This is a genomic window from Endozoicomonas sp. SESOKO3 (genome assembly GCF_024606255.1).
Genome location: NZ_JAHHPR010000614.1, coordinates 1 through 1,420 on the forward strand (window position 1 = coordinate 1; position 1,420 = coordinate 1,420).

The 1,420-nt window shown below is 44.8% G+C and carries 1 protein-coding gene; it reads right to left on the minus strand.

Annotated features, from left to right (window positions below):
- Positions 1–288: 288 nt before the first annotated feature.
- On the minus strand, positions 289–1,420 hold a 1,132-nt coding region (locus tag KDK18_RS10830; protein WP_257254915.1), incomplete at its 5' end, for a WD40 repeat domain-containing protein.

The following is a 1,420-nucleotide window of genomic DNA, read 5'->3' on the forward strand; positions in this document are numbered from 1 at the left end:
TTCAAAATTGATTCTGGAAGATAGACTCGGTTTTAGCTTAAAAGTTCACGACATTGATGTAAGCCTAACTAATAGGAAAACAGGGCTTTGATCCGTGCAAATGTTCAATAAGCAGAAAGCAGGTTTCTGTCTTTCATAATATGCAGAGTGCAACTCTGGGTTAATACCTGAAACTCACAACCATTTCCCCATTGAACGTTAGGTGACTCCCCGGGAGTTTGAGAAGTATCTTCAGTGGGGTCTGGAAAGAGCTGTTGTAGAAGAATAATGTGGGATAACAGCAAACCATCATTCATTCATACTTAGTTCAGTGATTTTCGCCGTCTCATCTTGATGGATGGTCAAAACATGGCCATCGGCGCTGAGGGTGGCTGATCGGATAATACCAGGATGGGAAGTGCTGGCTTTTTCTTCCCATGATCCATCGCTGTTCTGACCATAAATTTTCCACGTTCCATCGACACTGACAGTGACCAAATGGCGGCCATCGACACTAAAGGTTGCTAATGTAATAAAACAATCATAGGAGATGATGGCTTTTTCTCTCCATGATCCATCGATCTTCAGGCTATAGATTTTCATCATGAGATCATTACTGCAGGTGATGACATGACGGCTATCGGGGCTGAATTTGGCAAAGTAGACATTTTTGTTATGGGAAATGATGGCTTTTTGTTCCCATGATCCATCGTCCTTCTCACCATAGATTTTCGCTTTGTCACCTAAATTGGCGGTCACCATATGGCGGCTATCGGCGCTGAATTTGGCTGAGCACTTTCTTAGGTAACCGGAAATTGATTCAAGAAACTCCCAGGCTGTTGTACCAGCTGAGCAGTGACTCAGGTAATCGGAAATGGTGGCTTTTTCTTGCCATGATCCGTTTTTATCCTGGCCAGAGATTATCGCCTTGTTATCGTCACTGGAGGTCATTAAACAGCGACTATCGGGACTGAATTTGACTGACTTGACCTTTCCATTATGGGAAATGATGGCTTCTTCTTCCCATGATCCATCGGTATCCAGTCTATAGATCTTTGCACTGCCATTATCTCTGGTGATCACCACATGGCGACTATCGGAGCTGAAGGTAACTGAAACAAAATGGGAAACAATGGCCTTTTCCAGCCAGGACCCATCGTCTATCTGGCCATAGATTTTCGCTTTCCTATCCAGGCTGGCGGTCACCACATAGCGGCTATCGGGGCTGAAGGTGGCTGAGTAGACAGTCTCATCATGTGGAATGATGGCTTTTTCTGCCCATGACCCATCGTCACTCTGGCCATAGATTTTTGCCCTTTGATCCCAACTGGTGGTTACTAGATAGCGACCATCTTTGCTGAAGGTGGCAAAACTGACACTAGCGTTATGGGAAATAGTGGCTTTTTCTTCCCATGATCGTTCGTCCTTCTTGCCATAGATT